We start from the raw sequence: 23,190 nt of genomic DNA on the forward strand, positions 1-23,190 counted from the left end.
TAACGAAAGAGGATAAACCGTGTCCCGTACTATTATGCTGATCCCTACCGGAACCAGCGTCGGCCTGACCAGCGTCAGCCTTGGCGTTATCCGTGCTATGGAACGCAAAGGCGTTCGTCTGAGCGTCTTTAAGCCAATCGCCCAGCCACGTGCCGGTGGCGATGCGCCAGACCAGACCACCACCATCGTTCGCAAGAATTCCAATCTGCCAGCGGCTGAACCGCTGAAGATGAGCCACGTTGAGTCTCTGCTGTCCAGCAACCAGAAAGACGTGCTGATGGAAGAGATCATCGCCAACTACCATGCTAACGCGCAAGACGCGGAAGTGGTGCTGGTTGAAGGCCTGGTCCCGACCCGCAAACACCAGTTTGCCCAGTCTCTGAACTTTGAAATCGCGAAAACCCTGAACGCAGAGATCGTTTTCGTGATGTCTCAGGGCACTGATACCCCAGAGCAGCTGAACGAGCGTATCGAACTGACGCGCAGCAGCTTCGGCGGCGCGAAAAACACCAACATCACCGGCGTGATCGTGAACAAACTGAACGCACCGGTGGATGAGCAGGGTCGTACTCGCCCTGACCTGTCCGAGATCTTCGACGACTCGTCCAAAGCGAAAGTCATCAAAGTTGACCCGGCTAAGCTGCAGGAATCCAGCCCGCTGCCAGTACTGGGCGCGGTGCCATGGAGCTTCGATCTGATTGCCACCCGTGCAATCGATATGGCGCGTCACCTGAACGCCACCGTGGTTAACGAAGGCGACATCAACACCCGCCGCGTGAAGTCCGTGACCTTCTGTGCGCGCAGCATTCCGCACATGCTGGAACACTTCCGCGCAGGTTCCCTGCTGGTGACTTCCGCAGACCGCCCTGACGTGCTGGTTGCAGCCTGCCTGGCCGCGATGAACGGCGTGGAAATCGGTGCGATCCTGCTGACCGGTGCCTACGAGATGGACCCACGCGTCAGCAAGCTGTGCGAACGCGCGTTCGCCACCGGCCTGCCGGTCTTCATGGTGAACACCAACACCTGGCAGACCTCCCTGAGCCTGCAGAGCTTCAACCTCGAAGTGCCGGTTGATGACCACGAGCGTATTGAGAAAGTTCAGGAATACGTTGCAGGCTACATCAACGCAGATTGGGTCGAATCCCTGACTGCGACCTCCGAGCGCAGCCGCCGTCTGTCTCCTCCAGCATTCCGTTACCAGCTGACCGAGCTGGCGCGTAAAGCAGGCAAACGCGTTGTTCTGCCAGAAGGCGACGAACCACGTACCGTTAAAGCGGCGGCTATCTGTGCAGAGCGCGGCATCGCGACCTGTGTGCTGCTGGGTAACCCGGATGAGATCACCCGCGTAGCGGCGTCTCAGGGCGTTGAGCTGGGCGCTGGCATCGAAATCGTTGACCCGGAAGTGGTTCGTGAAAGCTACGTTGCCCGTCTGGTTGAGCTGCGTAAGAGCAAGGGCATGACCGAAGCCGTTGCGCGCGAACAGCTGGAAGACAACGTGGTGCTGGGCACGCTGATGCTGGAGCAGGACGAAGTTGACGGTCTGGTTTCCGGTGCGGTTCACACCACGGCGAACACCATCCGTCCACCGCTGCAGCTGATCAAAACCGCACCGGGCAGTTCTCTGGTTTCTTCCGTGTTCTTCATGCTGCTGCCTGAACAGGTTTACGTTTACGGTGACTGCGCGATCAACCCGGATCCAACCGCAGAGCAGCTGGCAGAAATCGCTATCCAGTCCGCGGACTCTGCGATTGCCTTCGGTATCGAACCGCGCGTAGCGATGCTCTCCTACTCCACCGGCACCTCGGGTGCAGGTAGCGACGTAGAGAAAGTGCGTGAAGCGACCCGTATTGCTCAGGAAAAACGTCCTGATCTGATGATCGACGGCCCGCTGCAGTATGACGCCGCGGTTATGGCTGACGTTGCGAAATCCAAAGCGCCGAACTCGCCGGTTGCAGGTCGCGCTACCGTGTTCATCTTCCCGGATCTGAACACCGGTAACACCACCTACAAAGCGGTACAGCGTTCTGCAGACCTGATCTCCATCGGGCCGATGCTGCAAGGGATGCGCAAACCTGTGAACGACCTGTCCCGTGGCGCGCTGGTTGACGATATCGTCTATACCATCGCTCTGACCGCGATTCAGTCTTCGCAGCAGCAGTAATGTTAAAAAACCCGGTGGCGCTAGCGCTTACCGGGCCTACGGTTTTGTAGGCCGGATAAGCGAAGCGCCATCCGGCAAGAAAGGCGACAACTTAACCGGTCGCCTTTTTTATTTACAGCAGCTCGCGCGCCGCCGACACAATGTCATGTGCCGTCAGGCCATACTCCTTCTGCAGGAAATCCTGCGTCCCTACCTGACCGTAGCGCTCCTTGACGCCCACCCGCCGCATCGGCACCGGGCAGGTTTCCACCAGCACTTCCGCCACCGCCGACCCCAGGCCGTTGTGAATGCTGTGGTTTTCACAGGTGACGATGCGTCCGGTTTTCTCGGCGTAGTTTTTCACCAGCATCCGATCGATGGGCTTCAGGGTAAACATGTCGATGACCGCCGCGCTGACGCCCTCCTGCTCAAGCTGGCGTGCCGCTTCCAGCGCTTCCGCCACCATGATGCCGTTGGCAATCAGGGTAATATCGGTTCCTTCACGCAGCACGTTGCCTTTGCCGATGGTGAAGGTGGAACCCGGGGCATAGACGCTCGGCGCCTGCTTACGGATGGTCCGCACCCAGTAGAAACCTTCGAGGTCGATAAGCTGGCGCAGCACGTCCTCGAACATCACCGCGTCGGTCACCTCCAGCACCACCGAGTGGGCCAGACCGCGTACGATGCCCATATCCTCAAACGACATATGCGTTCCGCCGTTGTGGCAGGCCGTCACGCCCGCGTCCGAGGCAATCACCTTCACGTTGTTGCGCTGATAGTCCAGGGACATAAACAGCTGATCAAAACAGCGGCGGCTGGCAAACGCGGTGAAGGTGTGCACGAACGGCTTGCGTCCGGTCAGCGACAGCCCCGCCGCGGTGCCAATGACGTTGGCCTCCATAATGCCGCAGTTAATCACGTGCTGCGGATAATCGCGCGCCACGCCGTCCATCGCCATTGAGCTCATCAGATCCGCTTCCAGGGCGATAATCTCGCTTCCTGCCTCAATCTGCTTTGCCACAAAGCCCGCGTAGACCTTACGCATCTCAACGGCGTCTTTCTGTCCTGCCGGTGCAACCTTAATCATGTGAAGCCTCCAGTTGGCGAATGGTCTCGTTGAGGGCCGCTTTGCTCTCCGCGGTCAATCGCAGGTGGTGCGAGTTGCTGAGCTGCTCCAGATACGGCACACCCTGCCCTTTGATACTGTCGAGGATGACGACTAACGGACGCGCATCAGCAGCCGGAACCCGCGACGTCACCTCCAGCAGCACAGGAATGTCGTCCCCCTTCACCGTCACCACATCAAAGCCAAAGGCGCGGAATTTGCCCTCCAGGTCAAACGCGCTGATGATCTCGTCCAGCTCGCCGTCGAGCTGCTGTTTGTTCCAGTCGACAAATACCGTCAGGTTATTCAGGCGATGGTGGGCAATAAACTGGAACGCCTCCCAGCACTGCCCTTCGTTCAGCTCGCCGTCGCCGACGATGCAGAAGACCCGATTCGGTCGCCCGGCCAGCCTGTGCGACAGCGCCATGCCGCCCGCGATGGAGATCCCCTGCCCCAGCGAACCGGTGGTGGCGTCCACGCCGCGCGTTTTCAGGCGGTCCGGGTGGCTGGGCAGGCGCGTGCCGTTCTGGTTTAGCGTGCTCAACTCTTCTGTCGGGAAGTAGCCCTTGATCGCCAGGGTACTGTAGAGCGCCGGGCCCGCATGGCCTTTCGACAGGACAAAGTAGTCTCGCTCCGGCCAGTCCGGATCCGCCGGGTCGATTTTCATCACCGCGCCGTACAGCACGGCCAGGGTTTCGACCACCGACATGCTGCCGCCATAGTGGCCAAAGCCGAGCTGCGTCAGGGATTTCAGCGTCTCAAGACGGATCTGACGCGCGAGTTCGGTTATCTCTTTCTCATTCATGATTTGGCTCCGGTGTTTTCCTGCGCGTTACCGCCCGCAGGTTTGTTTTTCGCGAAGACGTTGTACGCCACCAGCAGCGCGAACAGCGCCACGACCAGCCCGGTGATAGCAAGCGGCGACAGGAAGCGCGCAAGGTTGCCGAGGACAATCCCGACCGCGCCGAAGTCGGCGTCAGAGAAGGTGGTGTTGGCAAAGCCAATGGCGCCCAGTACCGGCAGCAGCAGGACCGGCAGGAAGGTGATCAGCAGGCCGTTGGCAAAAGCGCCAATCATCGCCCCGCGACGTCCGCCGGTGGCGTTACCAAACACGCCCGCCGTTGCGCCGGTGAAGAAGTGCGGTACGACGCCCGGGAGGATTAGCACCCAGCTAAACTGACCGCAGATGAACAACCCCACAATCCCACCAAGGAAGCTGAACAGGAAGCCAATCAGCACCGCATTTGGCGCATACGGATAGACCACCGGGCAGTCCAGCGCAGGACGCGCATTGGGTACCAGCTTTTCCGAGAAGCCGGTAAAGGCAGGAACGATTTCCGCCAGAATCAGGCGTACGCCCTGCAGGATGATGAACACGCCTGCCGCAAAGGTAATCGCCATGATGATGGCGTAGACCAGGTAGTTCTGACCGCCGCTGAAGGTGGCCTCCACGTACTCGCGCCCGGCGCTCACCGCCATGATCAGGTAGATAATCATCATGGTCAGGGAGATGGAGATCGAGCTGTCGCGCAGGAAGCTCAGGTTCTTCGGCAGGTTCATCTCTTCCGTTGAGCGGGAGCCTTTGCCGACCTTGCTGCCAATCCAGCCGGACAGCACGTAGCCCAGCGTGCCGAAGTGGCCGAAGGCAATCTCATCGTTGCCGGTAATGCGCTTCATGTAGCGCTGGGCAATCGCCGGGAAGAAGGCCATGATCAGGCCAAGGATCAGCGACCCGGTAAAGACCAGCCCCACGCCCTCAAAGCCCGCCACCGTCAGGATCACGCCAATCATGCACGCCATGTAAAACGTGTGGTGTCCAGTCAGGAAGATATACTTCAGGCGGGTAAAACGCGCGACGATAATATTCGCCACCATCCCGAAGGCCATAATCAGCGCGGTCGCTGCACCGTATTTTTCCAGTGCAATGGACACGATCGCTTCATTGTTTGGAATAATGCCCTGGATAGTAAAGGCGTGTTCAAACATACCGCCTAAGGGATTTAATGACCCGACCAGCACCGTGGCGCCGCCGCCCAGTACAATAAAGCCCAGGATGGTTTTAATGGTCCCTTTCACCACGTCGGAAAACGCTTTTTTCTGCGCAACCAGACCGATTAACGCAATTAACCCCACCAGCACCGAAGGGACTTTTAAAATATCAACAACGAAATTCAGCGTTTCAAGGATAAACATATCCACCTCGCCTTATCAGGGTTATTGTCTTTCGAACCAGCTGCGCAGCTGCGCTTCAAGTTCGTTGATGTCGATGATGTTGTTGATCACCACCAGCTGGCTTTCCGGCACGCTGGCGCTGGCGGCAATGTCTTTTGCCATCACGAACAGATCGGCCGCGCCCGGCGTGGCTGAGGAGAGATCGGAGTGTTCAACCTCAGCTTCAATCTCCAGCTTTTTGAGCACCTTTTTAATATTCATTTCGACCATAAAACTACTGCCCAGGCCAGAACCGCAAATAGCCATGATTTTCATTGTTGTCCCCTTATTTTGAGTAGAGTACGCCCCATCACGCTGACGCGTAATGTTGTGAAAAATCGGATTAAAGAATTAAATCAGAAGCGGTTAATAATCGTTTTAATTTCCTCCAGGGTATTCACCTGATGCAGTTCGTCCATATCGGTATCGCTGGAAAATAACTCTGCCAGCGACGAGATCATCTCGATATGGCTATTTTTGTCGGGTGCCGCGAGCATAATAATGACGTCGACAGGGTCAAACTCACCGGCACCAAACGAGACGCCCTGTTTTAGTTTTAATAACGACAACCCCAGTCCTTTGGCGCCTTCCTCCGGCCGCGCATGCGGCATCGCCAGCCCTGGTGCCAGCACATAATAGGGTCCTAACGTGTGGTGCTGCTGGATGATGGCGGTGACGTATTCAGGCTCAATCACCTGCAAATCCAGCAGCGGCTTCGCGCACAGCTCCAGCGCCTGCGGCCAGCCTTCCACGCTCTCCTGCAGCGTGATGGTTGTATCATATATCCATTTTTTGAGCACTTTTCACTCCCGCGACACGCTTAAGATGAGCAAACTTTATTCAACGCATCAGTGATTGACTGTGATCGCCATCACAAAGATAGCGCTACCAATCGTTATCATGCAGAAATGTGATAGCGCTATCAAATTGCAATCACGTTGCTAAATCACAGCAAAAAAAGGGATTTAAGGCGTATACTGCCTGTCACGTGAAACGAAGGAAAAGAAGAACGCGTCTGGTCAGCAGGAAGGTGTATGTCTCTAACCCGAAAACGGCGCAGTACTGGTAAAGTGACACTCGCCGATGTCGCACAGCTTGCCGGTGTGGGCACGATGACCGTGTCCCGTGCACTCCGCACGCCCGAACAGGTTTCCGATAAACTACGTGAAAAAATTGAAGCTGCCGTGCAGGAGCTGGGTTATATGCCTAATCTTGCCGCCAGCGCGCTGGCCTCGGCGTCGTCATGGACGATAGCCATGGTGGTGCCTAATCTCTCCGAAGCCGGCTGCTCGGAGATGTTCGCAGGGCTACAGCAGGTGCTACAGCCTGCCGGGTATCAGATCATGCTGGCTGAATCCCAGCATCGTCTTGAGCAGGAGGAGAAGTTGCTGGAGACGCTGCTGGCGTCGAATATTGCCGCCGCTATCCTGCTCAGCGTTGAACATACCGACACCGTTCGCCACTGGCTGAAAAATGCCTCTATCCCGGTGATGGAGATGGGTGCCATGCGCGCCGATCCGATTGATATGAATATCGGGATTGATAACGTGGCGGCCATGTATGAACTCACGGAAATGGTGATTAAGCGCGGCTACCAAAACATAGGCCTGCTGTGCGCCAACCAGGAACAGTGGATTTTCCAGCAGCATCTGCAGGGCTGGTACAAAGCCATGCTTCGCCACCATATGTCGCCGAACCGGGTCATTAACGCGGCGATGCCGCCGAGCTTCTCGACCGGTGCAGCACAGCTGCCCGAGTTCCTGCTGGCCTGGCCGGAGCTGGATGCGCTGGTGTGCGTCTCTGACGAACTGGCGTGCGGCGCGCTGTACGAGTGCCAGCGCAGGCGAATCAAAGTGCCGGACGATCTGGCGGTGGTAGGCTTTGGCGATAGCGACGTGAGCCGCGTCTGCCAGCCGCCGCTGACGACCATGGCGGTGCCGCATCGTAAGATTGGTATTGAAGCCGGGAAAGCGTTACTGGAGCGCCTGAATGGCGGAGACTGGCGCGATCAAAAGCCCATCGCGTCCAGTCTGTGTCTGCGAGAGAGTTGCTGAAGCTTACTCAGCCTCTTCCTCTTTCTCTGATTTTGTCGATTCGTTATTGGCGTTGCGGCTCATCCAGAGCGCCAGCGCTTTTAACGAATCCGGCGTGAACTCGTCGCAGCGCGCGGTGATCTCTTCCGGCGTCATCCAGCTGACCTCACTCACCTCTTCTTCCTGCAGGGCAAACGGGCCGTGAGAAACGCAGCTAAACAGCCCGCCCCAGACGCGGCAGTTTTCGTCTTCAAAATAGAACTGACCGTGCTCGGCAAACGGCACACCGGCAATGCCTAGCTCTTCTTCTGCTTCACGACGTGCGGAATCCAGCAGTACTTCATCTGCCTGGACAACACCGCCTGCAGTGGCATCCAGCATACCCGGGAGAAAATCTTTGGTATCCGTACGGCGCTGGACCAGAATTTTGCCCATCCCGTCATGCACAACGATGTACGTTGCGCGGTGGCGCAGACGCTCCGCACGCATTTGTTCGCGGCTGGCCTGCGCGATCACTTCATTCTCTTCGCTGACAATGTCAACCCACTCTGTACTTGCCAAATGACTCTGCTCCACCATCGGGAAACCTTCTCTTCTAAGCGCTCTTTCGGCGCGTTTGCAGTTGAGGTGTAACTTACGGATTAATCGCTACTTGCGCAATAACTTGCTGATCATTAAGTGCGATAACACTCAGGGTATTTCCATCCAGCATGCCATAGCTCGCAGAATACCCACCTTTCGGGATACTGACCGAACCCGGGTTGAAGTGATAAATCTCACCGCGCTTTTCAGCAACCGGAATATGAGTATGACCGTAAACCAGGACATCGCCACCCGCGAGCGCCGGAAGATTATCCGGGCTAAAAAGATGCCCATGGGTCAGAAACAGTCGGCTTTGTTCCAGCAGCACCTGCTGCCACGGCGCAGTAAGGGGAAAATGCAGCAGCATCTGGTCCACTTCGCTGTCGCAGTTGCCGCGAACGGCGATGATGCGCGAGGCATACGGGTTGAGCTTTTCCGCGACCTGCGCAGGGGCGTAGCCTTCCGGCAGCGCGTTGCGCGGGCCATGATTGAGCACGTCGCCCAGAATAATCAGCCACTGCGCGCCGCTTTGTGCAAACAGGGAGAGGACACGCTCGGTAGCGGGCAGCGATCCATGGATATCCGACGCAAACATCAGTTTCATCAGTCACTCCTCGGGAAAACAGACTGCCCCCATCATACCTGAAGCGTCAGGGCTTATCAGCCCGCACGCTTAGCCGAGAGTGCCACATAGCGCTGCACGGAGGCACGCTGCCACTGAAACGCGGCATAATCCACCAGCAGTTGCGGCACCTCATCGCCGTTGAGGATCAGGCGGTTTAGCATCAACGCCAGATCGGCATCAGCAATGCACCACTCGCCGAACAGGTTCGGGTTGCCGTGTGCGAGGAGCGAGGTGGCGGTTTCAATGAGTTTTTGCGCGCTTTCTGCACCTTCTGCGCTGAGAGCTGGTTTTTTCACCCCGGCAAACACGACGTCCGTCGAGCGTTCCACGCGAATCGGTACCAGATCGCTTCGCAACCACGCCTGGATCTGCCGCGCCCGGGCGCGTTTTTGCAGGTCGTGAGGATAGATGCGCTCCCACTCCGGCGGCGCGAACCGATCTTCCAGATATTCATCAATCGCCGAGGATTCGCTCAGGGCAAAACCGTCAATCTCCAGCACCGGCACGCGTCGGGTCAGGTCGTAACCCTGCCACTGCGGTTTAAGATGTTCACCGCCGTCGAGATCAACGGTCTTCAGCGTAAACGTGAGCCCTTTTTCGGCCAGCGCAACGTATACGCTCATAACATAGGGAGAAAAGAAATTCGCATCGGACCACAACGTGATGACGGGCTGGTTCATAACATCCTCATAGGCTGATCGGTTTTTACTCAACATATAATCTCTTTGCCTCGCTGTCACTTGATGAAAACTCACGATTTACAACAACCACCTATACTCATTTGTCATGGCACCACTCTTCGCATGGACAGGAGTTGAGAATGATCGACCTTTATTACGCCCCTACCCCAAACGGCCATAAGATCACCCTCTTTCTTGAAGAAGCCGAGCTGGATTACAGGATCATTCGCGTGGATATCAGCAAGGGCGAACAGTTCAGCCCCCTCTTTCTGGCTATCTCGCCGAATAATAAAATCCCGGCCATTATTGATAACCATCCGGCGGACGGGGGCAGACCGTTGAGCCTGTTTGAATCCGGTGAAATTTTGCTCTATCTGGCAGAGAAAACCGGCAAGTTGCTGAGCGGCGAGCTGCGAGAGCGTCACCATACCCTGCAGTGGCTCTTCTGGCAGGCGAGCGGGCTGGGGCCCATGCTGGGTCAAAACCATCACTTTACCGCTTACGCCCCGCAGCCCATTCCCTATGCGATAGAACGCTATCAGGTCGAGACGCAGCGGCTCTATGACGTTCTGAACCGTCGGCTGAAGAAAACGCCATGGCTCGGGGGGGATCATTACAGCATTGCCGATATCGCCTGCTGGCCATGGGTGAATACGCATGAAAAACACCGAATTGACCTGGCCTCTTACCCGGCGGTGAACAACTGGTTTGAGCGCATCCGGACCCGCCCGGCGACCGAGCGGGCGATGCAAAAAATCCAGCAGATTTAACCCCCTATGAGGCTGGGTGCCTGCGAGCCTCTCATGTATGATGAGCAGGAAATACTGACACGGAGAAGACCTGCAATGTCACAGCCAGATGCTGTTATTCGTATAAAAAATTTACGCTTGCGTACCTTCATCGGTATCAAAGAGGAAGAGATCGCCAACCGTCAGGATATTGTCATTAACGTGGTGATTCACTATCCCGCAGACAAAGCGCGCGCCAGCGAAGATATCAATGACGCGCTGAACTACCGCACAATCACCAAGAACATTATCCAGTTTGTGGAGAATAACCGCTTCTCTCTGCTGGAAAAATTAACTCAGGATGTGCTCGATATCGCACGCGAACATCACTGGGTCACTTATGCTGAAGTTGAGATCGATAAACTTCACGCCCTGCGCTACGCCGATTCCGTCTCCATGACGTTAAGCTGGCGGCGCCAGGCGTAAACCTGGAGGTTGTATGAAGATTTTGCTGACCGGCGGTACAGGCCTGATTGGTCGTCACCTCATTGCGCGTCTGCAGGCCTTGCATCACGACATTACCGTGGTCACGCGCAGCCCGGAGAAAGCGCGTCAGGTGCTGGGGGCGGGTGTCGATATCTGGAAAAATCTGGCCGAGCAGCAAAATCTGGACGGTTTCGACGCCGTCATTAACCTCGCGGGTGAACCCATCGCCGATAAGCGATGGACGGAAGAGCAAAAACAGCTGTTATGCAGCAGCCGGTGGAACATTACCGAAAAGCTCGTCGAGCTGATCCGTAATAGCCACACCCCACCTTCAGTGCTTATTTCGGGTTCAGCGGTGGGCTATTACGGCGATCTCGGCGAGGTGGTGGTGACCGAGGAAGAGCCGCCCCATAACGAGTTTACCCATAAACTTTGCGCCCAGTGGGAGCGTATCGCCTGTGCGGCGCAAAGCGATCGTACCCGCGTCTGCCTGCTGCGGACCGGGGTCGTCCTCGCGCCGAAAGGCGGCATCCTGGCGAAGATGCTTCCCCCTTTCAGGCTCGGACTCGGCGGTCCCATCGGTAATGGCCGTCAATATATGGCGTGGATCCATATCGACGATATGGTCAACGGTATTCTCTGGCTGCTGGATAACGATCTGCGCGGGCCGTTTAACATGGTCGCGCCGTATCCAGTGCGTAATGAACAGTTTGCCCACGCGCTGGGGCATGCCCTGCACCGTCCGGCGATACTGCGCGTGCCTGCCACGGTCATTCGTCTGCTGATGGGAGAAGCGTCTGTACTGGTATTAGGCGGGCAGCGGGCGCTGCCAAAACGGCTGGAAGCGGCCGGCTTTGCGTTCCGCTGGTATGAATTAGAAGAGGCGCTGGGGGATGTGGTGCGGTGAATATGTTACAGTGACAGGCCATGTTCCGAAAATATGGCGTCACAATGGCAACGATCACCACTCCCCGGCTTTACCTCACCCCTTTCGAACCCACTGACTGGGCCTTCTTCCGCTCGCTGCGTGAAGATCGCCGCATCATGCGCTACATGGCCGCCATCGCGCCAGAAAAAGAGACCCGACGCGTGTTTGCCGCGCGACTCGCTGCTGCTCATGTGTTTGTCATTCGCGCCCGGGATGATGATACGCCGCTTGGCGATATCGGCCTGCAAATCAGCCCTGAGAATCGTGAGGAGGCCGATATCGGCTATACGGTTGTACCTGCCGCGCAAGGGAAAGGTATCGCCAGCGAGGCGCTGCGCGCGGTGTGTGATTATGCGTTCAACCAGACCAGCGTGAAGGCGATTAACGCGTACGTGCTGGCGGACAACGGCGGATCGGTGCGCGTGCTGGAGAAAGCCGGGTTTGTGCGTACGCAGGTGCTGGAAAAGGCGTATGAAATTGACGGCGTGCGCTATGACGATTGGGTCTATCGGCTGGCGTATGCCGGCCAGCAACAGAATTAGTAGGCCCGGTAAGCGAAGCGCCACCGGGCGATTGGGCTGTACTGCGGCCTGATGCCCTCACCCCGCCCCTCTCCCACAGGGAGAGGGAGAAAGGCAAACCTACTTCAACGACCCCTTCAGGAACTGCTGCAAACGTGGGCTTTGCGGGTTCGCCAGCACCTCGTCCGGATGCCCCTGCTCTTCAATTTTCCCCTGATGCAGGAAAATCACGTGGTTCGAGACGTTACGGGCGAAGCCCATCTCGTGCGTCACCACCACCATCGTTTTGCCCTCTTCAGCCAGCTTCTGCATGATGCGCAGCACTTCGCCAACGAGTTCCGGGTCGAGCGCGGAGGTCGGTTCGTCGAACAGCAGCACCTCGGGTTCCATCGCCAGCGCGCGCGCGATGGAGACACGCTGCTGCTGACCGCCGGAGAGATGCACCGGGTATTTCATCTGCTGGCGCTCGTCGATGCCCACTTTTGCCAGATATTTCACCGCACGCTCGCGGGCTTCCTGCTTGCTCAGCCCCAGTACCTGAACCGGCGCTTCCATCACGTTCTCCAACACCGTCATGTGGCTCCAGAGGTTAAAATGCTGGAACACCATCGTCAGGCGCGTACGCAGCAGGCGCAGCTGGTGTTTATCCGCCACCTTCAGCTGACCGTCTTTGTCACGCACCAGGTTGATGTTCTGCCCGCTCACCACGATCGAGCCTTCGCTCGGCTTTTCGAGGAAGTTAATGCAGCGCAGGAAAGTACTTTTACCCGAGCCGGATGAGCCGATGATACTGATTACATCGCCTGCGTTAGCCTGCAGCGACACCCCTTTCAGCACTTCATGTTCGCCGTAGCGTTTGTGCAAATCAATAACGTTTAATTTGTTCTCAGCCATCATCTTTCTCAGTGCGTCGAAGAAGGTTTTATATGCTGCAACCAGCGTTTTTCAGCCTTACGGAACAGGCTAATCAAAACATAAGAGATAATTAAATAGAGCACCGCCGCAATGCCAAACGCGGTAAACGGCTGATAGGTCGCGGAGTTAATATCGCGCGCGATTTTGAGCAGATCCGGCACCGTCGCGGTAAAGGCAAGCGCGGTGGAGTGCAGCATCAAAATCACTTCGTTACTGTACGCCGGTAACGCGATACGCAATGCCGACGGCAGAATAATGCAGCGATAAAGTTTCACTGAGGAAAAGCCGTACGCGCGCGCCGCCTCAATTTCACCGTACGGAACCGAACGAATGGCTCCCGCGAAAATCTCGGTGGTATAGGCGCAGGTGTTGAGCGTCAACGCCAGCACCGTACAGTTCAGACCGCTGCGGAAGAACGCATTCAGCATCTCAGTGCCTTTTACGATCTCAAGCGTATACATCCCCGAATAGAACACCAGCAGCTGCACGTACAGCGGCGTACCGCGAAACACGTAGGTAAACAGCCAGATCGGGAACTGGATAAATTTATTGTTCGACACGCGGCCAATGGCAAGAAACACCGCCAGAATGCCGCCCATCACCACGGAGGAGATCAGCAGCCAGAGCGTAATCGCCACGCCGGTAAAGCGGTAGCCATCTGTCCACAGCAGCGATTTCCAGTATTCCTGAATAATCTCAATCACAGGTCAGCCCTCTTCACACCCACGGAGTAGCGACGCTCGAGCAGAAGCAGCACACCATTGGAGACGGTCGTAAAGACCAGATAAATCACGCCGCAGACCACCGCAAAGTAAAACGGCTCCCAGGTGCTCTTGCCCGCCAGCTGAGTCGCTTTCACGACGTCTTCCAGACCGAGCAGCGAGACCAGCGCTGTCGCTTTGAGGATAACCTGCCAGTTGTTGCCGATGCCCGGCAGCGCGTAACGCATCATGGCCGGGAACATAATCCGACGAAACGTTTGTGAAGAGGTAAAACCAAATGCGGTTGCCGCCTCAATGTGCCCCTTCGGCACGGCCATGTAAGCACCGCGGAAGGTTTCGGTGAAGTAGGCACCGTAGATAAAACCGAGGGTAATAATACCGGCCACCATCGGGTCGATATCAATTTGTCCCATCCCCATCGCGTCCGTCACGCTGTTCAGCGCAATCTGCAGACCGTAAAAGATAAGCAGCATCAGCACCAGATCGGGAACGCCGCGAATAAGCGTGGTGTAGCCTTCAAAAATTAGCGCCAGCGGTTTGTTAGCCGAAAGCTTCGCCCCTGCGCCTGCCAGACCTATCAGCACCGCCAGCACCACGGAGCTGATAGCCAGCTCAAGGGTGACAAGCGCGCCATGTAAAATAACGCCAGAAAATCCGTACAGCATACCGCGAGCCCTGTCGTATCGTGAGTGGTGGAACCGTGTCTTTCCCCCTCCCACGGAGGGAGGGGCCGCACGTTATTTGACGGGGCGATTAGCCGCCGTAAACATTAAAATCAAAGTACTTTTTCGCCAGCTTGTCGTAGGTGCCGTCAGCGCGCATTTCAGCAAACGCTTTGTTCAGCGCCTCACGCAGCTCGTTGTCTTCTTTGCGCAGGCCCATACCGGTGCCCACACCAAACAGCTTCACGTCCTTAATGGACGGGCCGCCAAACTTGTAATCTTTACCGACCGGCGTTTTCAGGAAGCCTTCGCTTGCCGCGACTTCATCCTGGAATGCCGCATCAATTCGGCCTGCCGTCAGGTCAGCGTAGATATTTTCCTGGCCCTGATAGGAGACGATTTCAATCCCCTTCGGCGCCCAGTGTTCGTTACCGTAGGTTTCCTGGGTAGTGCCCTGCAGCACGCCGACACGTTTACCTTTCAGGGACTCCAGCGTTGGCTGAACGTCAGACGATTTAGCCACCACCAGACGAGAATCGGCCGCGTAGAGTTTGTCTGTGAAGGCAATCTCCTGCTGGCGTTTTTCAGTGATGGAGAGCGAGGACATGATCACGTCGATTTTTTTCGCTTTCAGGGACGGGATCAGCGCATCCAGCGGGTTCTCAACGTAGGTACACTGTGCTTTGATGCGTTTGCACAGCTCATTGGCCAGATCGATGTCAAAACCAACCAGTTCACCCTTTGAATTCTTCGATTCGAACGGCGCATAGGTGGGATCGGTACCGATCCGAATTTTCTGCGGAATGGCTGCGAATGCCGCGGTAGCGCTGGAAAAGGCCAGCACCAGAGATAGTGACAACACGAGTTTTTTCATATTTGTCCTCAACAAACTGTCTTCATACGGGATTTTTACGACGACGGGGTGGTGCTAATGTGCCATTAATTCCCTCTGACAGGCAAAGACTAATGCCCTTCAGGCGGGAATTTTTGCATTATAAATGCGTAAGTATGCACAAAGCGATCCAATACGGTGCAACGAGCGCACCGTATTGGGTCAACCGTTCCCGTAACGCACCTTTCCGGTGCGTTAGAGCCAGGTATTATTCACCGTATACGTTGAAGTCGAAGTATTTCTTCGCCAGTTTGTCGTAAGTACCGTCTTTACGCAGCTCTGCAAAGGCTTTGTCGAAGGCGGCTTTCAGCTCGGTATCATCCTTACGCAGGCCAATACCGGTGCCGTCACCAAAGTATTTTTTGTCTTTCACCGACGGGCCCGCAAACGCATAGTCTTTACCCGCAGGCTGTTTCAGGAAGCCTTCGCTCGCGGCGACTTCATCCTGGAATGCGGCATCCAGACGGCCTGCGGCCAGGTCAGAGTAAATCAGATCCTGGTTCTGATAGGCCACCACGTCTACACCCTTCTCACGCCAGGTAGCATTGGCATAACCTTCCTGGGTCGATCCCTGAAGCACGCCAACATGCTTGCCTTTCAGCGAGTCGATGGTTGGCTTAATCGGGGAGCCTTTTGGCGCAATCAGGCGAGAATCCGCGGCGTAGAGCTTGTCAGAGAAGGCAATCTCCTGCTGGCGTTTTTCGGTGATGGAGAGAGAAGAGATAATGGCGTCGATTTTCTTGGCTTTCAGCGACGGGATTAACGCGTCAAAGTCGCTGCCCACCCATGTGCATTTCACCGCAATGCGCTTGCACATTTCATTTCCCAGATCGATATCAAACCCCACGAAATCGCCTTTCGCATCCTTGGAAGAGAATGGCGCGTAGGTTGCGTCTGTACCGATACGAACCGTCTGTGGAAGCGCTGCGTAGCTACCTGCTGCCGCACTTAACCCCACGAGCAAAGACAGAGCCAGAACCGTCTTCTTCATACATTTACCCTCAAGTACCGTGATTTTATTATGTATTGTGTTGTGTGTTGTGTTGCAGGCTTCATCTTGCAGGTCTTATGCCACATTGCCGTCTGGTCAAAACTTCGACGTTAAATATGTTAATAAAACGTTGCGATACTGCCTTAATGGTGAAAGATAGCAGGTCTGCCGAACGAACCGGAGAGAGAAAAAGGGAAAAAACGAATTAAATGTCGAGGATATGATCGCCGTTGCATAATTGCCCTGAAACAGGGCAACTTGTCTTTTCATGCACCTGGTTTGTGCACAGATTCAGGCACCCTGCCAGCGGGTGAAGAGATCTTCAGGCAGGTCGATGTCAAACTGATCCAGCACGCGGTTAACGGTCTGATTAATCACATCATCCAGCGAGGTCGGGCGATGATAAAATGCCGGTACCGGCGGCATGATGATGGCTCCCAGCTCCGCGGCCTGGGTCATCAAACGCAGGTGGCCAAGGTGCAGCGGCGTTTCCCGCACGCAGAGCACCAGAGGACGACGCTCCTTCAGCACCACATCCGCCGCGCGCGTTACCAGGGTATCGGTATAGCTGTTCACAATGCCGGAGAGGGTTTTAATGGAACAGGGCAGGATAACCATGCCAGCCGTTTTAAACGAGCCTGAGGAGATGCTGGCGGCGATATCACGGGCATCGTGAACCACGTCCGCCAGTGCCTGAACATCGCGCAGGGAGAGATCGGTTTCCAGAGAGAGGGTCTGACGCGCCGCCTGGCTCATCACCAAATGGGTCTCGACTTCCGCCACGTTACGTAGAACCTGTAACAGACGTACGCCGTAAATCGCGCCGCTGGCGCCGCTGAGCCCAACAATGAGTCGTTTCATGATTTTCGCCCTTACTGATTTCAGGGCAGACTGTGCAGGATTTTGCGGGGAGTTGCAAGTGAGGGCATTCGCCCTCACCTGCCGGAGCATCAACCTTCGTTGTGCATCTCTAAACTTTCGAGATCGTTCTGCATCTGGACGGCTTTCGCATCGTCGTTGCGCAGCGAATCAAGATAGTCGAGGTACTGCTGGTCAACGTCTTTGGTCACGTAAATACCGTTGAACACGGAGCATTCAAACTGCTGAATTTCCGGGTTCTCGGCACGCACCGCGTCGATGAGATCGTTCAGATCCTGGAAAATCAGGCCGTCGGCACCGATGATCTGGCGAATTTCATCCACTTCACGCCCGTGAGCGATCAGCTCGTTGGCGGTTGGCATATCGATGCCGTACACGTTCGGGAAGCGAATCTCCGGCGCAGCAGAGGCCAGATAGACTTTCTTCGCACCCGCTTCGCGCGCCATCTCGATAATCTGCTCAGAGGTGGTGCCGCGAACGATGGAGTCATCCACCAGCAGAACGTTCTTGTCGCGGAATTCCGCGCGGTTGGCGTTCAGCTTGCGGCGCACGGACTTACGACGCAGGTGCTGACCCGGCATGATAAAGGTGCGGCCAACGTAGCGGTTCTTCACGAAGCCCTGACGGTATGGCTTGTCCAGAATGCGGGCGATCTCCAGCGCGATATCGCAGGAGGTCTCCGGGATAGGAATCACCACGTCAATGTCGAGATCGTCCCACTCGCGGGCAATCTTCTCGCCCAGCTTGGTGCCCATGTTGACGCGCGCGCTGTAGACGGAAATCTTGTCGATGAAGGAATCCGGACGGGCAAAGTAAACGTATTCAAACAGGCACGGGTTGCTGACCGGGTTGTCGGCACACTGGCGGGTAAACAGCTGGCCCTTCTCGGTGATGTAGACTGCTTCGCCCGGCGCAACGTCGCGCAGGAATTCGAAGCCCAGGGTATCCAGCGCCACGCTCTCAGAGGCAACCATATATTCAGTACGGCCATCGCCGAGGTCGCGCTTACCGAGCACCAGCGGACGAATGCCGTTAGGATCGCGGAAGGCGACCATACCGTGACCGATGATCATCGCAACGCAGGCGTACGCGCCGCGGATCTGACGGTTTGTCGCGGCAATCGCGGCAAAAATGTTGTCTGCTTCCAGCGGATAGTGACGGAAGTTATCCAGCTCGCTGGCGAACACATTGAGCAGGATTTCAGAATCAGAGGTGGTGTTAATGTGGCGACGTTTCTCTTCGAACAGCTTTTTACGCAGCTCATGCGCGTTGGTCAGGTTTCCGTTATGAGCAAGAGTAATGCCATACGGTGAGTTGACGTAGAAAGGCTGTGCCTCAGAGGCGCTGGAACTGCCAGCAGTAGGATAACGAACGTGACCGATCCCCATATTACCTTGCAGACGCTGCATATGGCGGGCTTCAAACACATCGTTTACCAGGCCATTCGCCTTGCGTAAACGGAAGCAGTTGTTTGCATCAATGGTGATGATACCCGCAGCATCCTGCCCACGGTGCTGAAGCACCGTTAACGCGTCATAAATCGACTGGTTTACCGGCATGAAACCGGCGATACCGACAATACCGCACATTCGTCTTTTCCTCGTTAAGCCACATCTCAGGGTTTATGCCCTGGGCAAAAAACTTGACGAGCTTTGCAGATAGTCAAAGAACCATCTGATGATGAAGCTGAACTCTGGAATGAGCTGCGATTTTTGCCAGTCTTCGCTTTTGGAGAACCCGGTGAAGGTATCCAGGAAGAACAGGATCGCGGCCACAATCAGCACGCCTCGTAATGCCCCGAAACAGATCCCGAGCACTCTGTCCGTTCCTGACAGACCGGTTTTCTCGACCAGCTGACCTATCACGTAATTCACGATAGCGCCGACAATCAGCGTTGCGATAAACAGCACCGCGATAGCGATTCCATTTCGGACCAGTTCATCTTCAAAGCCCGTGAACCAGACAGACAGGTAAGTGTAGTAATGACTGGCAACAAAGAAAGCACAACCCCATGTCACCAGCGATAACGCTTCACGAACAAAGCCACGGATCAGGCTAACCAGACAGGAAAAACCAATCACCGCAATGATGGCGTAATCAATCCAGACCATATGTGTCCCACGATTTAACGCCCTGTCATCCAGTTCGGGGCGAATTCTAACAGAAAAAGAAAACGTTTGCGTAGGGATTTCCTTCCCGCGCGTAAATAAAAAAGGCGCTGAAAAAATGTTCAACGCCACGGTCCATTTGACGTCTCTGTGGACGTCTGCTCTCCACTCACCCCAACCCTCTCCCTCAAGGGAGAGGGAGCAAACCATTCCGGGGATGGGTAAGATCTTATCAGTTCGCGCTGTAGCCCATCACCACACCGCTCAGGCCGGAGATCTGCTTCAGCTCACCGAGCGAACCTTTAAGCTTATCTTTAGACGCTTCTGGCCCCACGAGGATACGGGTAATTTTACCCTGCACCGGCGTGGAAGGTGAAGTGTAAACACGATATCCCGCACTGCGCAGTTTGCTCACGACCTCGTTGACCTTATCGGCGTTTTTCAGCGCACCAAGCTGCACCACGTAGGCTCTACCCGTTGGGGCGGCGGCATCCTGCTGCGCCGGTTTTGCTGGCGGAGGTGTCTCTGACGCCGCGGCTAGCTGTTCTGCTGCTTTATCCCGCTGCGGTTTCGGCTGCGGCTTCTCAACCGGCTTCGGTTTTTCAACCGGTTTAGGCTGCTCGACCGGCACCGGATCGATATCGCTGTTGCTCGCTGCCGCCAGGCGAGACGGATCGAGCGATGGTGCGGCGGCATCGCCTGCACGCACCTCTTCCGCCGCCCCTTCCGGCGGCTGAGCAGGCAGCGCCTGCGTCGCCGCGGGCAGCATATCCGGCTCATCGCGGTCACCCGGTTTCGGCACCAGCGGAATAGCGGCAAACTCATCCTGATAATGCTTTTTCTGCCCGTCGAGCAGACCCGGGAGAATAATCACCCCGAGCGCGACCAGCACAATGGTTCCTGTTAAACGGTTCTGAAACTTACTCGCCACCGGTTCTCCCCGCGTCCATCACTTCCATGACATGTGCCACCGTGTGGAATGACCCACACACCAGCACGGTATCTTCTGGTTTAGCATCCGCCATCGCGGCATGCCAGGCCTGAGCCACGCTACTGTAGATTGCGCCTTTGCCGAGATGTTCCATCAGTTGCTCAGCCGTCGCGCCGCGCGGCCCCTCCAGAGGAGCACAATACCAGCTATCGACCACACTCTCCATGCAGGCCAGCGTCCCGCCGATATCTTTATCATGAAGCATACCGATAACCGCCAGCACGCGCCCGGTTTTTGGTAACGAATTGAGACGTCCCGCGAGATACGCCGCCGCATGGGGGTTATGCGCCACGTCCAGAATCAGGCGCGGTGACTCGCTGACGATCTGGAAACGCCCGGGCAACAGCGCATTCTTAATGCCGTCGCGGATCGCCTGCTCGCTGACCGTGAGGCCACTGGCGCGCAGTGCCGCCAGCGCGGTTGCTGCGTTCGGCTGCGGTACCTGCGGCAGCGGCAGGTTGTCGAGCGCGCCCTGCGCGTCGCTAAAGCGCCAGCCGTTATCCTGGACCTCGTACTGCCAGTCAACATCGCGGCGCAGCAGACGCGCGCCCTTCTCGTTCGCCACGTCAGCAATGGTATGCGGCATATCCGGCTCGCCGACCACCGCGGGCTTATTTGCGCGGAAAATACCGGCCTTCTCGCGGCCAATGCTTTCACGATCCGGTCCCAGCCAGTCGATATGGTCCAGCGCGATGCTGGTGACCACCGCCACGTCCGCATCCACCATATTGGTCGCATCAAGACGTCCGCCGAGGCCAACCTCAAGAATCACCACATCCAACTGCGCCTGTTTGAACAGCCACAGCGCCGACAGGGTGCCGTATTCAAAATAGGTTAATGAGATCTCACCGCGTGCGGCTTCAATTTCCGCGAACGACGCCGTATGCGCCGATTCCGGCAGTTCGCGGTTCTGCACACGAACGCGCTCGGTATAGCGGACCAGGTGTGGCGAGCTGTACACGCCAACTTTGTAACCCGCGGCCATCAGGACAGATTCCAGCGTGCGGCAGGTCGTGCCTTTACCGTTGGTCCCCGCGACGGTGAACACGAAAGGTGCCGGTTTGAGCACATCAAGACGCGCGGCGACCTGGCTTACGCGCTCAAGCCCCATATCGATGGTTTTACTGTGCAGGTTTTCCAGATAAGAAAGCCACGCGGCCAGGGGCGACGTGGCTTGGGGAATGCTTTTATTTTCCATAATGCCCGGTTGTCATTAACAGATTAGAAAGCAAAAGGGCAGCGCCAACCGGCCCTGCCCTTTTCAGTTATCAGGCCTCGGGTTCCTGATCCGGTACCACCACGCCTTCGCGCGGCTCATCCGGGTTCGGCGCTGGCAGATTCATCAGCTTCGCCAGGATGCTCGCCAGCTTCAGGCGCATTTCCGGACGGCGGACGATCATGTCGATGGCGCCTTTCTCGATGAGGAACTCACTGCGCTGGAAGCCCGGCGGCAGTTTCTCGCGAACGGTCTGCTCGATAACGCGAGGACCGGCAAAGCCGATCAGGGCCTTAGGCTCAGCGATGTTCAGGTCGCCCAGCATCGCGAAGCTCGCGGAGACGCCGCCCATGGTTGGGTCGGTCAGCACGGAGATGTACGGCAGACCGCGCTCCTGCATTTTCGCCAGCGCAGCAGAGGTTTTCGCCATCTGCATCAGCGACATCAGCGCTTCCTGCATACGCGCACCGCCGGAGGCAGAGAAGCAGATCAGCGGACAGTTGTCTTCCAGCGCCTGCTCAACGGCACGCACGAAGCGCGCACCAACCACAGAGCCCATTGAGCCGCCCATAAAGGAGAACTCAAACGCAGCGGCAACAACCGGCATCTCATGCAGGGTGCCTTTCATGACGATCAGCGCGTCTTTCTCGCCAGTCTCTTTCTGTGCAGAGGCCAGACGATCTTTGTATTTTTTGGAATCGCGGAACTTCAGCACGTCTTTTGGCTCAAGTTCGCTACCCAGCTCTACCAGAGAGCCTTCGTCCAGCAGGCTATGCAGGCGGTTGCGCGCCGACATACGCATATGGTGGTCACACTTCGGACACACCTCAAGGTTGCGCTCCAGCTCTGCGCGATACAGAACCTGACCGCAGCTATCACACTTCGTCCATACCCCTTCAGGAATGCTCGCTTTACGCGTTGGGGTAATGTTGCTTTTAATTCGTTCAATCCAGCTCATTGATAACCTTTCTGCCTGAACCTGGTCGTTTGCCAGTTTTGCTATAAGAGGCGAATAATGCCATTTTTGCCTCCAACAGACCATGAATGTTGCACATTAAAACATAACAGCCCGAAACTTTGGATAAAAAAGTGGTCGAACCGCCAGCGTGCATTTACTTCGCTTGTTTTGCCGCCGCACGTTTATGACGAATAATTTCGATAACGCCCGGCAGTACGGAAAGCACAATAATCGCTACAATCAGTAACTTAAGATTTTCCTGAACCACCGGGAGATCGCCAAACAGGTAGCCTGCATAGGTAAACAACAGCACCCACAACAGCGCCCCCACGACGTTATACATGGCAAAATGACGATAGGACATATGCCCCATTCCCGCCACAAACGGTGCAAATGTGCGCACAATAGGCACAAAGCGCGCAAGGATAATGGTTTTTCCGCCATGGCGTTCATAAAACGCATGGGTTTTGTCTAAATAGCTGCGACGGAAAATTTTCGAATCCGGATTGCTGAACAGCCGCTCACCGAATACGCGTCCAATCGTGTAGTTGACCGCATCACCGACAATAGCGGCAATCACCATCAGCACCACCATAAGATGCACGTTCAGATCGTTAGTGGGTAACGCCGATAGCGCGCCGGCAACGAACAGCAGGGAATCCCCTGGCAGGAATGGGGTAACGACCAGACCGGTTTCACAAAACAGAATGAGGAACAGAATAGCGTAAACCCAGACGCCATACTGCGCGACCAGCTCCGCCAGGTGAACATCAATATGCAGGATGAAATCAATCAAAAAACGAATTACGTCCATATT

Annotated in this window: 26 protein-coding genes; 6 read left to right on the forward strand and 20 right to left on the reverse strand. The window is 56.2% G+C overall.

Features of this window, described 5'->3' with window-relative positions:
* Positions 1-19 precede the first annotated feature (19 nt).
* Positions 20-2,161, forward strand: a complete 2,142-nt coding sequence (gene pta, locus ACMGG5_RS22475) for a phosphate acetyltransferase (RefSeq protein WP_032646614.1) — start codon at positions 20-22, stop codon at positions 2,159-2,161.
* Positions 2,162-2,273: 112 nt separating this feature from the next.
* Here pta and ACMGG5_RS22480 read toward each other — a convergent pair whose 3' ends face one another.
* The 5 genes from ACMGG5_RS22480 to ACMGG5_RS22500 form a co-directional block, all read right to left on the reverse strand.
* On the reverse strand, positions 2,274-3,227 hold the full coding sequence (locus ACMGG5_RS22480) for a transketolase family protein (protein WP_048992666.1): 954 nt from the start codon (positions 3,225-3,227) through the stop codon (positions 2,274-2,276).
* Positions 3,220-4,050 carry a transketolase gene (locus ACMGG5_RS22485; protein WP_024908961.1) on the reverse strand — a complete coding sequence of 277 codons (831 nt, stop codon included), beginning with the start codon at positions 4,048-4,050 and terminating at the stop codon, positions 3,220-3,222. Before ACMGG5_RS22485 ends, ACMGG5_RS22480 begins: the two co-directional genes overlap by 8 nt.
* Positions 4,047-5,438 carry a PTS ascorbate transporter subunit IIC gene (locus ACMGG5_RS22490; RefSeq protein WP_023312548.1) on the reverse strand — a complete coding sequence of 464 codons (1,392 nt, stop codon included), beginning with the start codon at positions 5,436-5,438 and terminating at the stop codon, positions 4,047-4,049. The genes ACMGG5_RS22485 and ACMGG5_RS22490 overlap by 4 nt, the downstream gene beginning before the upstream one ends.
* 21 nt (positions 5,439-5,459) lie before the next feature.
* The gene (locus tag ACMGG5_RS22495) at positions 5,460-5,732 is read right to left on the reverse strand and encodes a PTS sugar transporter subunit IIB (RefSeq protein WP_262802414.1); all 273 of its coding nucleotides are present in this window, start codon (positions 5,730-5,732) and stop codon (positions 5,460-5,462) included.
* An 80-nt stretch (positions 5,733-5,812) separates the two neighbouring features.
* Positions 5,813-6,256: a PTS sugar transporter subunit IIA gene (locus ACMGG5_RS22500; RefSeq protein ID WP_024908959.1), complete on the reverse strand. Its 444-nt coding sequence runs from the start codon at positions 6,254-6,256 to the stop codon at positions 5,813-5,815.
* A 234-nt stretch (positions 6,257-6,490) separates the two neighbouring features.
* Between ACMGG5_RS22500 and ACMGG5_RS22505 the strand changes: the two genes are divergently transcribed.
* Positions 6,491-7,510, forward strand: coding sequence for a LacI family DNA-binding transcriptional regulator (locus tag ACMGG5_RS22505; RefSeq protein WP_024908958.1), 1,020 nt, complete (start codon positions 6,491-6,493; stop codon positions 7,508-7,510).
* A 3-nt stretch (positions 7,511-7,513) separates the two neighbouring features.
* Here ACMGG5_RS22505 and yfcD read toward each other — a convergent pair whose 3' ends face one another.
* The 3 genes from yfcD to yfcF are packed head-to-tail and all read right to left on the reverse strand — an operon-like array spanning position 7,514 to position 9,376.
* Positions 7,514-8,068, reverse strand: coding sequence for an NUDIX hydrolase YfcD (yfcD, locus tag ACMGG5_RS22510; RefSeq protein ID WP_032646619.1), 555 nt, complete (start codon positions 8,066-8,068; stop codon positions 7,514-7,516).
* 55 nt (positions 8,069-8,123) lie between these two features.
* Complete coding sequence (gene yfcE, locus ACMGG5_RS22515; protein ID WP_420278539.1) at positions 8,124-8,675, reverse strand: phosphodiesterase; 552 nt, start codon at positions 8,673-8,675, stop codon at positions 8,124-8,126.
* Between the two features lie 56 nt (positions 8,676-8,731).
* Entirely contained in the window at positions 8,732-9,376 is a 645-nt protein-coding gene (gene yfcF / locus ACMGG5_RS22520; protein ID WP_032646620.1) for a glutathione transferase, read from the reverse strand.
* 140 nt (positions 9,377-9,516) lie between these two features.
* Between yfcF and yfcG the strand changes: the two genes are divergently transcribed.
* From yfcG to ACMGG5_RS22540, 4 genes are all read left to right on the forward strand, one after another.
* Positions 9,517-10,146 (forward strand): GSH-dependent disulfide bond oxidoreductase, encoded by a 630-nt coding sequence (yfcG, locus tag ACMGG5_RS22525; protein WP_024908954.1) that lies wholly within the window; start codon positions 9,517-9,519, stop codon positions 10,144-10,146.
* 75 nt (positions 10,147-10,221) lie between these two features.
* Positions 10,222-10,590 (forward strand): dihydroneopterin triphosphate 2'-epimerase, encoded by a 369-nt coding sequence (gene folX / locus ACMGG5_RS22530; RefSeq protein WP_395304324.1) that lies wholly within the window; start codon positions 10,222-10,224, stop codon positions 10,588-10,590.
* A gap of 13 nt (positions 10,591-10,603) precedes the next feature.
* The gene (locus ACMGG5_RS22535) at positions 10,604-11,497 is read left to right on the forward strand and encodes a TIGR01777 family oxidoreductase (RefSeq protein ID WP_032646624.1); all 894 of its coding nucleotides are present in this window, start codon (positions 10,604-10,606) and stop codon (positions 11,495-11,497) included.
* A 44-nt stretch (positions 11,498-11,541) separates the two neighbouring features.
* Entirely contained in the window at positions 11,542-12,060 is a 519-nt protein-coding gene (locus ACMGG5_RS22540; RefSeq protein ID WP_407858833.1) for a GNAT family N-acetyltransferase, read from the forward strand.
* Between the two features lie 99 nt (positions 12,061-12,159).
* Here the strand turns inward: ACMGG5_RS22540 and hisP are convergent, their stop codons facing one another.
* From hisP to ACMGG5_RS22600, 12 genes are all read right to left on the reverse strand, one after another.
* A complete protein-coding gene (gene hisP, locus ACMGG5_RS22545; protein ID WP_010433274.1) occupies positions 12,160-12,933 on the reverse strand; it encodes a histidine ABC transporter ATP-binding protein HisP in 774 nt (257 codons plus the stop codon).
* Positions 12,934-12,941: 8 nt separating this feature from the next.
* Positions 12,942-13,658 (reverse strand): ABC transporter permease, encoded by a 717-nt coding sequence (locus ACMGG5_RS22550; protein ID WP_008502590.1) that lies wholly within the window; start codon positions 13,656-13,658, stop codon positions 12,942-12,944.
* On the reverse strand, positions 13,655-14,341 hold the full coding sequence (locus ACMGG5_RS22555; protein WP_024908951.1) for a histidine ABC transporter permease HisQ: 687 nt from the start codon (positions 14,339-14,341) through the stop codon (positions 13,655-13,657). Before ACMGG5_RS22555 ends, ACMGG5_RS22550 begins: the two co-directional genes overlap by 4 nt.
* Before the next feature lie 88 nt (positions 14,342-14,429).
* Positions 14,430-15,212 (reverse strand): histidine ABC transporter substrate-binding protein HisJ, encoded by a 783-nt coding sequence (gene hisJ, locus ACMGG5_RS22560; RefSeq protein WP_024908950.1) that lies wholly within the window; start codon positions 15,210-15,212, stop codon positions 14,430-14,432.
* A gap of 226 nt (positions 15,213-15,438) precedes the next feature.
* Positions 15,439-16,221 carry a lysine/arginine/ornithine ABC transporter substrate-binding protein ArgT gene (gene argT / locus ACMGG5_RS22565; RefSeq protein WP_023312560.1) on the reverse strand — a complete coding sequence of 261 codons (783 nt, stop codon included), beginning with the start codon at positions 16,219-16,221 and terminating at the stop codon, positions 15,439-15,441.
* A 291-nt stretch (positions 16,222-16,512) separates the two neighbouring features.
* Positions 16,513-17,082: a UbiX family flavin prenyltransferase gene (locus tag ACMGG5_RS22570; protein ID WP_029740194.1), complete on the reverse strand. Its 570-nt coding sequence runs from the start codon at positions 17,080-17,082 to the stop codon at positions 16,513-16,515.
* An 89-nt stretch (positions 17,083-17,171) separates the two neighbouring features.
* Positions 17,172-18,689, reverse strand: coding sequence for an amidophosphoribosyltransferase (gene purF, locus ACMGG5_RS22575; RefSeq protein WP_024908947.1), 1,518 nt, complete (start codon positions 18,687-18,689; stop codon positions 17,172-17,174).
* A 33-nt stretch (positions 18,690-18,722) separates the two neighbouring features.
* The gene (gene cvpA / locus ACMGG5_RS22580) at positions 18,723-19,211 is read right to left on the reverse strand and encodes a colicin V production protein (RefSeq protein ID WP_000262116.1); all 489 of its coding nucleotides are present in this window, start codon (positions 19,209-19,211) and stop codon (positions 18,723-18,725) included.
* 229 nt (positions 19,212-19,440) lie between these two features.
* The gene (dedD, locus tag ACMGG5_RS22585) at positions 19,441-20,139 is read right to left on the reverse strand and encodes a cell division protein DedD (protein ID WP_420278541.1); all 699 of its coding nucleotides are present in this window, start codon (positions 20,137-20,139) and stop codon (positions 19,441-19,443) included.
* The gene (gene folC, locus ACMGG5_RS22590) at positions 20,129-21,397 is read right to left on the reverse strand and encodes a bifunctional tetrahydrofolate synthase/dihydrofolate synthase (RefSeq protein ID WP_032646627.1); all 1,269 of its coding nucleotides are present in this window, start codon (positions 21,395-21,397) and stop codon (positions 20,129-20,131) included. Before folC ends, dedD begins: the two co-directional genes overlap by 11 nt.
* Positions 21,398-21,467: 70 nt before the next feature.
* Complete coding sequence (gene accD, locus ACMGG5_RS22595) at positions 21,468-22,373, reverse strand: acetyl-CoA carboxylase, carboxyltransferase subunit beta (protein ID WP_003861408.1); 906 nt, start codon at positions 22,371-22,373, stop codon at positions 21,468-21,470.
* Between the two features lie 154 nt (positions 22,374-22,527).
* The gene (locus tag ACMGG5_RS22600) at positions 22,528-23,187 is read right to left on the reverse strand and encodes a DedA family protein (RefSeq protein ID WP_008502599.1); all 660 of its coding nucleotides are present in this window, start codon (positions 23,185-23,187) and stop codon (positions 22,528-22,530) included.
* Positions 23,188-23,190 lie beyond the last annotated feature (3 nt).

The sequence above is a fragment of the Enterobacter sp. BNK-34 genome (assembly GCF_048684445.1).
GTDB classification, from domain to species: domain Bacteria; phylum Pseudomonadota; class Gammaproteobacteria; order Enterobacterales; family Enterobacteriaceae; genus Enterobacter; species Enterobacter pseudoroggenkampii.